Source organism: Micromonospora sp. NPDC049139, from assembly GCF_055586845.1.
On the sequence record NZ_JBVJHK010000035.1, the window covers coordinates 13,223 to 22,514 of the forward strand.

Below are 9,292 nucleotides of genomic sequence, written 5' to 3' on the forward strand. Positions count from 1 at the left end.
TCGCTAAGGGGCAAGCGGCGGACTCGTGGTCAGGATCGGCCGAACTTCTGGTCGATGAAGTCGAACAGCTCGTCGTCCGAGGCATCGTCGATGGCCTGGCTGACGTCGGCGGGCCGGTCGGTGGCGTCGCTCCACCGGGTGACCAGCGCCCGGAGGCGAACCGCGACGGCGGTCCGCGTCTCGTCGTCGCCGGCCAGTCGTTCCAGCTCGTCCGGCCCGGTCGCGGCGAACGCGGCCTCCAGCCGGTCCAGCTCGGCCAGCAGGCTCGACGCGGGCGCGGGCGGCGCGGCGTCGGCCAGCAGGAAGTCGGCGAGCGCGGCGGGCGTGGGGCAGTCGAAGATCAGGCTCGCCGGCAGCCGGATCCCGGTGACGGCGGTCAGCCGGTTGCGCAGCTCCACCGCGGTCAGCGAGTCGAAGCCGAGGCCGGTGAACGTCTGGCCGGACGGGATGACGGTGGCCGGCGGGTAGCCGAGCACCTCGATGACCTGCGCCTTGACCAGTTCCTCCACCAGCCGGCCGCGCTCGGCCTCGGGCGTTCCGGCGAGGCGTTGCGCGAAGGACGGCCCGCCGTCGCCGCCGCCGTCGACGACGCGCCGCCTGGCCCGGACCAGGCCGCGCAGCGGCGCCGGCAACTGGCCGGTATCGGACTGGCGGCGCAGCGCGGCGAGGTCGAGCAGCGCCGGCACCAGGTGGGGGCCGCCGCCGCGCAGGGCGGCGTCGAACAGGTGCAGCCCCTGATCGGTGTCGAGCGGGCTGAGGCCGTTACGGCTCATCCGTTGCCGCTGGGCGGCGTCGAGGGCGCCGGTCATCCCGCTGTCCGCGGCCCAGAGGCCCCAGGCCAGGGCGGTGGCGGCGAGGCCCGCGGCGCGCCGGTGGTGGGCGAGGCCGTCCAGGAACGCGTTCGCGGCGGCGTAGTTGCCCTGCCCGGGGCCGCCGAGAACGCCGGCGACCGACGAGAAGAGGACGAACATCGGCAGGTTCCGCCCCCGGGTCAGCTCGTGCAGGTGCCAGGCGGCGTCGGCCTTCGCGGCCAGCACGGCGGACACGCGATCCGGGGTCAGCGCCGACACCACCGCGTCGTCGAGGACGCCGGCGGCGTGGACCACCCCGGTGAGCGGGTGCTCGGCGGGGATGTCGGCCAGCAGGGCGGCAACGGTGTCCCGGTCGGCCACGTCGCCGGCCACCAGCCGGGCCTGCGCGCCCAGGGCGGCCAGCCCGGCCAGCAGCTCGGCCGCGCCGGGGGCGTCCGGTCCCCGGCGGCTGACCAGCAGCAGGTGGCGCACCTTGTGCGCGGCGACCAGGTGTCGGGCCAGCAGGCCGCCGAGGGCGCCGGTGGCGCCGGTGACCAGGACCGTCCCGTCGGGGTCGGGTTCGGTGCCCAGCGCCGGGTCGAGGACGGCGGGCGTGAGCCGGGGCGCCAGCACCCGGTCGCCCCGGACCGCGAGCTGGGGTTCGCCGGTGGCGACCGCGCGGGCCACCAGGTCGACCGTGCCGGCAACGCCGCCGGGCTCCGGTCGCCCCGCCTCGTCGAGGTCGACGAGCACGAAGCGGTCGGGGTGCTCCGCCTGGGCCGAGCGCAGCAGGCCCCAGACCGCGGCGCCGGGCAGGTCCGTCGCCCGGCCGGTGTCGCCGGCGGGGACGGCTCCCCGGGTCAGCACGACCAGCCGCCGCTCCGCCAGCCGGTCGTCGGCGAGCCAGCCCTGCACGGCGGTCAGCACGGCGGCGAGCCGGGTCCGGGTAGTGGCGGGGACGGGGTCGCGCTCGTCGTCGGCGTACGCCGGAAGCAGCACCAGGTCCGGGTCGAGCCGGCCGGAGTCGACCGCCTCGGCCAGCTCGGCGAGCCCGACCGTGGTGAGGCCGGCCGGGCCGGACGGAGCGTCGCCGAGGAGCACCGCGCGGGCGGCCGCCGGGCCGCCGATCGGCACCGCCTGCCAGGCGACGTCGAACAGCGAATCGAGGCCGGCACCGGCGCCGCGTACCTGGTCGGCGGTCACCGGGCGGGAGACCAGCGAGCCGATCCGGGCGACGGGGGAGCCGGCCGGGTCGGTCAGGGTCAGGGTGACCCCGCCGCCGCTGCGCCGGGCGCGCACGCGCAGCGCGGTCGCGCCGACCGCCGCGAGGGTGACGCCGGTCCAGGCGAAGGGCAGGCGTACGCCGGACGCCTCCCCGTCCTCGTCGAGCAGGCCGACGACGTGCAGCGCCGCGTCGAGCAGGGCGGGGTGGATGCCAAAGCCGGTGACCTCGGTGCCGTCGGGCACCGCCACCTCGGCGCACACCTCGTCGTCGGTACGCCACGCCGCGCGCAGGCCGCGGAAGAGCGGGCCGTACTCGACGCCGAGGCGGGACAGCTCGGTGTAGACGGCGTCGACCGCGACGCCGACCGCGGCCGTGGGCGGCCAGGGCGACGGATCGGACGCGTCGGGCTGCGCCGCGGTGGGTGCGAGGACGCCCGTCGCGTGGCGGTCCCACTTCCCCTCCGGGTCGGCTGCGGGTCGGGAGTGGATGGTGACCGGCCGGCGTCCCTCGTCGTCCGCCCTCCCCAGCTTCACCTGCACCGCCCGGGCGCCCTGCTCGGCGAGCGTCAGCGGCGCCTCCAGGGTCAGCTCGTCCAGCGCGTCGCAGCCGACCTGCGCGCCCGCGTGCAGGACCATCTCGACCAAGGCGGCGCCCGGCACCACCACCGAGTCCCAGACGACGTGTTCGGCGAGCCACGGGTGGGTCCGCGCGGACAGCTCGGTGCCGAAGACCCGTACGTCGTCGTCGGCCACGCGGACGGCGGCGTCGAGCAGCGCGTGGTCGACGGCGCGGACGCCGAGGCCGGGCGCCCCCACGTCGCTGGTGATGGTGGCGTTGAGCCAGTAGCGCTGGTGGTCGAAGGCGTACGTGGGCAGGTCGACCGCGCGGGGGCGGGCCCCGGTGCCGGCGAGGTACCCGGCCCAGTCGACGTGGCCGCCGGTGACGTACCGCTCGGCCAGGGCGGTGCGCAGCGTGCCGGCCTCGGAGTGGCCGGCGCGCAGCGTGGCGGTGAACCGGACGTCGTCGGTCGCCTCGACGCAGTCCTGCGCCATCGCGGTCAGTACGGCGTCGGGGCCCACCTCCAGGAACTGTGTCACGTCCTGCTGGTGAAGGGTCCGCACCGCGTCGGCGAACCGCACCGGCTGCCGTACGTGCCGCACCCAGTAGCCCGGGTCGGTGATCTCCGCCGTGTCCGCCACGGCCCCGGTCACGTTCGACACGATCGGAATCCTCGGCGACTGCCAGCCCAGCCCCGCCACCACCGACGCGAACTCGTCCAGCATCGGATCCATCAACCGCGAGTGGAACGCGTGACTGACCGACAGCTCCTTGACCCGCCAACCCCGCTCACGTGAGGTCGCCACCACCGAGGCGACCTCGTCGGCGGCGCCCGAGACGACCACCGCCGCGGGACCGTTCACCGCCGCGACGTCCACCGCCGCACCCGACGCCTCGATCAGCTCCGCGACGAGGTCCTCCGACGCGCCGATCGCGGCCATGACCCCACCGGCCGGCAACGCCTGCATCAACCGACCCCGCGCCGCCACCAGCGCACACGCGTCCGACAGGGACAGCATCCCCGCCACGTACGCGGCCGTCACCTCACCGATCGAGTGACCCGCCAGGAAGTCCACCCGCACACCCCACGACGACAACAACTCCCACAACGCCACCTCAACCGCGAACAACCCCGCCTGCGCGAACACCGTCTGATCCACCAGACCGGCCTCGGAGCTGCCCGGCTCGACGAACACCACCTCACGCAACGGGCGCGGCAACAACGGATCGAGATGGGTGCACACCTCGTCGAGGGCTGAGGCGAAGACCGGGAACGCCTCGTGCAACTCGCGACCCATACCGGCGCGCTGCGAACCCTGACCCGTGAACAACACCGCCCGACGACCCGCCGACACCACACCCGACACCACCGACGACCGACCCTCGGCCACCGCCGCCAGGCCGGCCACCAACTCCTCGCGGTCCGAGCCCCACACCACCGCGCGGTGCTCCAACGCCGCCCGGGAGGTAGCCAACGACCACGACACGTCGGCCACCGCGAGGTCGGACCGGTCCCGCACGAACGACACCAACCGCGCCGCCTGACCCGACAGGCCCCGCTCCGACCGCGCCGACACCACCCACGGCACCGGCAACCCGACGGGTCCCGCCGCCACCGGCTCCGCACCGCCCTCGGGTTCCGGCTCCGGCTCCGGCTGCTCCAGGATCACGTGCGCGTTCGTGCCGGAAATGCCGAACGAGGACACGCCCGCGCGCCGTGGACGCTCCACGTTGGGCCACGCCCGGGACTCGGTCACCAGCTCGACCGCACCCGACGCCCAGTCCACGTGGGACGACGGCGCGTCGACGTGCAGGGTCGCCGGGACCAGGCCCGCCCGCATCGCGGAGATCATCTTGATCACGCCGGCGACTCCGGCGGCGGCCTGCGTGTGACCGATGTTCGACTTCACCGAACCCAACAACAGCGGCTCGTCCCGACCCTGCCCGTACGTCGCCAGCAACGCCTGCGCCTCGATCGGATCACCCAACGTCGTACCCGTGCCGTGCGCCTCCACCACATCCACGTCACCGGCCGACAACCCCGCCGACGCGAGGGCCTGCCGGATCACCCGCTGCTGCGACGGACCGTTCGGCGCCGTCAAACCGTTCGACGCACCGTCCTGGTTCACCGCCGTGCCGCGCACCACCGCCAGGACCCGCCGACCGTCCCGCCGCGCGTCCGACAACCGCTGCACCAGCAGCACGCCCACGCCCTCGGCGAGCGCCGTGCCGTCCGCCGCGTCGGCGAACGCCCGGCAGCGGGCCACCGGGGAGAGGTTCCCCTGCCGGGTGAAGTCGACGAACACCGCCGGGGTGGGCATCACCGTCACGCCGCCGGCCAGCGCCAGGTCGCACTCCCCGGACCGCAGCGCCTGCACGGCCAGGTGCAACGCCACCAACGACGACGAACACGCCGTGTCCACCGTCACCGCCGGCCCCTCGAAACCGAACGAGTACGCCACCCGACCGGAGGCGATGCTGCCCGCGTTCCCGAGGCCCAGGTAGTCCTCCACCCCCGCCGGCGGCGTCTCCGGCGGGTGGGCGTACCCGTTGTGGGTCATGCCGGCGAAGACGCCGACGCGGGCGCCCTTCAGGCTGGTGGGGTCGATCCCCGCGGACTCGACCGCCTCCCAGGACGTCTCCAGCAGCAGCCGCTGCTGCGGGTCCATGGCGAGGGCCTCACGCGGCGAGACCCCGAACAGCCGGGGGTCGAACGCGCCGGCGTCGGGCAGGAAGCCGCCCTCCCGCACGGAGGAGGTGCCCGGCCGGGACCGCCCGGGGTCGTAGAGCGTGTCCAGGTCCCAGCCACGGTCGGTGGGGAAGGAGGCGATGGCGTCCCCGCCGGCCGCGACGAGGTCCCACAGCTCATCGGCCGTCCGCACCCCGCCGGGGAAGCGGCAGCCGACGCCGACGATCGCGATCGGCTGCTGCGCGTCGGCCTCGACGTCGCGGAGCCTTTGCCGGGTCCGCCGCAGGTCGGCGGTGACTCTCTTCAGGTACTCCCGGAGCTTGTCTTCGGTGTCCATCAACCCAGCCCATCGCGATGCACGGCGGAGACTCGACGTAAGCGACGGTACGAATGCGCAGAAGTCTCAGGCGACACCTGTATCTGTCGTTCGGCTCGCTCGGCCGAGAGCCACGAGGATCCCCATCTGCGGGGAGAAGTTATTGGGTGTGCGCGAGCGCGGACAACCCCTAACCAGGCGTCCGGCCAGCTAGGGGTGTCCGGGTGCCGACCGGTCGCACTAGCGTCGCCTCGACCGGGTCTGCGTTCGGCCCGGTCGGGAACTCCAGCCGCCGGGAAGGACCGCCGAGGATGACCACGCCAGATACCGACAACGGCCTGTGGGTGCGACGTTTCCACCCGGCACCGGGCCGCGCCAGGCGGCTGGTGTGCCTGCCCCACGCCGGCGGCTCCGCCAGCTTCTACTTCCCCGTCTCCCGCAGCCTCTCCCCGGGCGTCGAGGTGCTGGCGATCCAGTACCCGGGCCGGCAGGACCGGCGCCACGAGCCGTGCATCGGCGACATCCACCAGCTCGCGCGGGAGGTCTTCACCGTGCTGCGGCCCTGGCTGGACGAGCCGGTGGCCATCTTCGGGCACAGCATGGGCGCCAGCGTCGGTTTCGAGCTGGCCCGGCTGATCGAGCAGGACGGCGGCTCGGCCGCGCACCTGTTCGCCTCCGGCCGCCGCGCGCCGTCGCAGGCGCGGCACGAGACCGTGCACCTGCTCGACGACGAGGGCCTGCTGGCCGACGTCCGGAAGCTGAGCGGCACCAACCCGGCCGTGCTCGGCGACCAGGAGATGCTGCGGGCCGCCCTGCCGGCGATCCGCAGCGACTACCGCGCCGCGGAGACCTACACCTACCGGCCGGGTCCGCCGCTGAGCTGCCCGATCACCGTCTTCACGGGCGACGACGACCCGAAGACGACGGTCGAGGAGGCCCGCGCCTGGTCGACCCACACCACGGGGCAGTTCGACCTGCAGGTCTACCCGGGCGGGCACTTCTTCCTGGCCGAGCACCAGGCGGCGGTCCTGCGGGCCATCTCGACCGCCCTGACCGTGGCGCCGGCCATCTGATCCTCATCGGACGAGGGGCCCGTCCACCGGTTGTCACGACCGGTCGGCGGGCCCCTCGTCCGTGCGGGGTGTCACCGCTTGTGGCCCACCGCGATCACGTAGTCGAGCTGCGCCAGCTCCCGCTTCATCAGGTCCTGGTTCTTCCAGTGCGCGGCCATGCTCTTGCGCACGGCCGGCTTGACGACGGCGCGGAACTCGGGGTCGTTGGTCCGGTCGGCCATGTACGCCCGCCAGCCCTCCCAGGTCTGGTCCTTGATCGAAGTCACCTCCGGGCTGGCGAAGCCGGCCTCGACGAGCTCCTGCCGGTACGTGTCCCGGTCGTGCCAGTTCTCCTTCGGGATGCTGAACTTGACGAAGCTCAGCGGGCCCGACTGGATGGCCGCCCGGACGACGTCGGCGCTGACCGGGATGATGTCGGCCGTGGCCAGCACGCCACCCGGGCGCAGCACCCGCAGCGCCTCGGCGAAGAACGCGCTGCGCGGGTAGAAGTGGAAGGCGGATTCGAGGGCCACGACGCGGTCGAAGGTGTTGTCCTCGAAGGGCAGTTCGGTGGCGCTGCCGAGGCGGAAGTCGGTCCGGTCCGCGAAGCCCTCCTCCTGTGCCCGGCGCTGCGCGGCCTCGACGTGGTGCGGGGTGATGTTGAGGCCGTAGATCTTGGCTACCTGGCGCTCGCGCAGCCACTTGAAGTCCTGGTCGGCGTAGCCGAAGCCGACGTCGAGGATGGTGTCGTCGGGCTTGATCCCGGCGGCGTCGGCCAGCTTGTCGGCCAGCGCCTCGGCCGCCGTGTCGAGGTCGGTGACCCCGTCGGACCAGTAGCCGACGTTCATGTAGTGGGTGCGGCGCGCCGCAAACTCCACGTCGGGCGACTGGATCTCGTAGAAGCGCCGGACCCGGGTGATGGGGTCGGCCGTGAAGACCGTGCGGATCGCCCGACCGGCGATCTTCAGGTTCTCGAACATGTGGTGTTCCTTCCGTGGGTGGTCTCTTGATCAGCCGCGCCGGACCTGCCGACGCAGGTCCTCGATGAGCGCGGGCACACCGGCCGGGTCGGCGGCCGTGCCGAAGACGTAGAAGTCGGGCCGGACGAGCACCGCCACGGCGTCGTACCGCTTGAGGAGAGGCAGGTACACGTCGTCGAGGTCGTACGCGGTCGGCCCGGTGCCCGGTTCCGGGGCGGGGGCACCGGCGGGGAGCATCCGGACGACCCGAACGTCGAAGGAGTCCAGGACGGCCCGGGCGTCCGCGTCGAGCAGGCCGTCGGGGTCCTCGGCGCAGAGCAGGGCGAAGCCGGTGCCGACCACCTCGTCGAAGAGCCCGGCCCGGCCGTCGACCTCGACGCGCCCCTGCGGCATCGGCACGCCGGCGCCGGCGGCGTCGTCGCCCCGGCCGTGCAGGACGCCGCCGGCCAGCGGCTCCAGCAGGGAACGGGTGCGCGGGCGGGCCGTGCGCCGGCGCAGTTCGGCGAGCATGACGGAGTCCCGGCCGGCTGCTGCGGTCCGATCGGTCTCGCAGATCACCGTGCCCGAGTCCATGGACATCCGGATGGCGTGCTGCACGTGGGCGCAGCGCTCCTCCTGGTAGGTGTCCAGCAGGGTCTCGTCGGCGAGCCCGCGGTGCACCAGGTCGAGCTTCCAGGTGAGGTTGATGGCGTCCCGGAAACCGGAACTCATTCCCTGCCCCATGAACGGCGGCATCACGTGCGCCGCGTCGCCCGCGATCAGGATCCGGCCGGAGCGCCAGCGGTCGGCCGAGCACGCCTGGGTGGTGTAGACGCCGTACCGCTCCAGGGTCGCGTTGTCGGGAGTGATGTCGAAGAGGCCGAGCAGCCGCCAGACGCTCTCGACGCTCTCGAACTCCTCCCGGCTCTCCCCCGGCACCCGCATGAACTCCCACCGGCGGTGCCCGGGGCCGGCCGACACTGCGGTGCGGGGCCGCGCCGGGTCGCAGACCTGGAGGTTGTTCGGCTTGAACTCGCGGGCCTCGTGCGGCACCACGTCGCAGACCAGCCAGTCGTACGTGAAGCCGAGGTCGGTGACGCCGCTGCCCAGGTGCTCCCGGACGAAGCTGTTGGCCCCGTCGCACCCGACCACCCAACGGGCCGCGCGGACCTCCTCGCCGTCCGGCCCGGCGATGGTGACCTCGACCCGGTCGTCGTGCTCGACCAGGCCGGTCACCTGGTACGGGCGCAGCACCGTGACGCCCGGCAGTTCCGCTCCCCGCTCGGCGAGCAGCGCCTCCAGGCCGGGCTGGTAGAAGGAGACCGAGTCGGGCCAGCCCATCGGGCCGTCGCCGGTCACCTTGACGTGCAGCAGGGTCCGCCCGAAGCCGTTCTTGAAGGTGTACTCGCCCGACGACTCCACCACCGGGCCGAGCCGGTCGACGACCCCGGCGGCGGCCAGGATGCGGCTCGCCTCGCCGTCGTACGACACGGCGCGGGGGAAGTCGTACGGGGTGGCCCACCGCTCGACCGCCGTGACGGTGAGCCCTCGCTGCGCCAGCAGGATCGTGAGCATCTCACCGACCGGGCCGTAGCCCACGATCAGCACGTCGGTCATCAGCATCGGTATCGGTTCCTCGCGGGGTCGGTCGGACACGGTGTCGTGGGGACGGTTTGCGCCGTCCGGGGCGGCCGGACGGCGG

At 73.8% G+C, this 9,292-nt stretch carries 4 protein-coding genes; 1 reads left to right on the forward strand and 3 read right to left on the reverse strand.

Features of this window, described 5'->3' with window-relative positions; genetic code table 11:
• Positions 1-29: 29 nt before the first annotated feature.
• Positions 30-5,603 carry a type I polyketide synthase gene (locus tag ACZ6Q9_RS32605; protein WP_396831112.1) on the reverse strand — a complete coding sequence of 1,858 codons (5,574 nt, stop codon included), beginning with the start codon at positions 5,601-5,603 and terminating at the stop codon, positions 30-32.
• Between the two features lie 287 nt (positions 5,604-5,890).
• Here ACZ6Q9_RS32605 and ACZ6Q9_RS32610 point away from each other — a divergent pair, with 287 nt between their 5' ends.
• A complete protein-coding gene (locus ACZ6Q9_RS32610) occupies positions 5,891-6,652 on the forward strand; it encodes a thioesterase II family protein (RefSeq protein WP_396831114.1) in 762 nt (253 codons plus the stop codon).
• Between the two features lie 71 nt (positions 6,653-6,723).
• On the opposite strand, the gene ACZ6Q9_RS32615 is transcribed toward ACZ6Q9_RS32610, so the two are convergent.
• Positions 6,724-7,611 carry a class I SAM-dependent methyltransferase gene (locus ACZ6Q9_RS32615; RefSeq protein WP_396831116.1) on the reverse strand — a complete coding sequence of 296 codons (888 nt, stop codon included), beginning with the start codon at positions 7,609-7,611 and terminating at the stop codon, positions 6,724-6,726.
• A gap of 30 nt (positions 7,612-7,641) precedes the next feature.
• The gene (gene mhpA / locus ACZ6Q9_RS32620) at positions 7,642-9,213 is read right to left on the reverse strand and encodes a bifunctional 3-(3-hydroxy-phenyl)propionate/3-hydroxycinnamic acid hydroxylase (protein ID WP_396831118.1); all 1,572 of its coding nucleotides are present in this window, start codon (positions 9,211-9,213) and stop codon (positions 7,642-7,644) included.
• Between the last annotated feature and the right edge of the window lie 79 nt (positions 9,214-9,292).

Bases quoted from the DNA above. Each gene is read 5' to 3' on its own strand.
- ACZ6Q9_RS32610 (WP_396831114.1), top strand. From the start codon at position 5,891: ATGACCACGCCAGATACCGACAACGGCCTGTGGGTGCGACGTTTCCAC.
- ACZ6Q9_RS32615 (WP_396831116.1), bottom strand. From the start codon at position 7,611: ATGTTCGAGAACCTGAAGATCGCCGGTCGGGCGATCCGCACGGTCTTC.
- mhpA (WP_396831118.1), bottom strand. From the start codon at position 9,213: ATGCTGATGACCGACGTGCTGATCGTGGGCTACGGCCCGGTCGGTGAG.